This window comes from Anaerococcus groningensis (genome assembly GCF_046365465.1).
GTDB lineage: Bacteria > Bacillota > Clostridia > Tissierellales > Peptoniphilaceae > Anaerococcus > Anaerococcus groningensis.
Window position 1 is genome coordinate 1 of record NZ_JBGMEG010000035.1, and the last position, 753, is coordinate 753.

General features: G+C 32.5%; 2 protein-coding genes. Both read left to right on the top strand.

From position 1 onward, the window contains the following. A partial coding sequence (locus AB9Q04_RS08130) for a branched-chain amino acid transport system II carrier protein (protein WP_410024836.1) occupies positions 1 to 291 on the top strand: 291 nt, incomplete at its 5' end. Between the two features lie 38 nt (positions 292 to 329). Continuing rightward, positions 330 to 753: tRNA (guanosine(46)-N7)-methyltransferase TrmB (gene trmB / locus AB9Q04_RS08135; protein ID WP_410024837.1), on the top strand; the 424-nt coding region annotated here is incomplete at its 3' end.

A 753-nucleotide genomic window follows, 5' to 3' on the forward strand; every position in this document is an offset into this window, starting at 1 on the left:
CTTATATTTTTATCAATGATTTCTATAAAAACAGGCAAGAAAGAGATAATCTATAAATGGACCTTGGCTTTTACTGGCTTTGCAGCATTCTTTGATTTGTTAGTAAACCTACCAGCTAGTATTTCTAAAAGTGAGATAGTAGCAAATATACTAACATTAGCAAATAAATATCTGCCAGGATTTGACCTAGGATTTGGATGGATACTGCCTACTATTATTGGCTTCATTATAGGATATATAATTGATAAAAGTAAGAAAAAAAGTAAAATAAGATACACTACAGGCAAGTAGCTCTTAGGAGTAAGGCTTGCCTTTTTTGTGAGGAGAATATGAGATTAAGATTTAAACCAAACGCTATACCAGAGATGAAAGAAAATGATAGGATATTTTTCTATCCAAGGGATATGAAGGGTAAATGGAAGGAAGTTTTTAAAAATGATAATCCTATATACTTAGAAATAGGAGCAGGTAAGGGAGATTTTATAATAGAAATGGCCAAAGCAAATCCTGATATAAACTTTATAGCCCTTGAGATGAATACCAATGCCTTTGTAATAGCCAGTAGAAAAATAGAGGAAGAAGAGCTTACAAATGTTATAGGCCTGGTAGACTACGCAGAAGAGCTAACAGAAACATTTGACCTAGGAGAGATAGACCATATTTATATCAACTTTTCTACCCCATGGCCAAAAACAAAACACCATAAAAGACGCCTAAGCCATGAAAGATTTCTTGAAAGATATAAAAAAATTA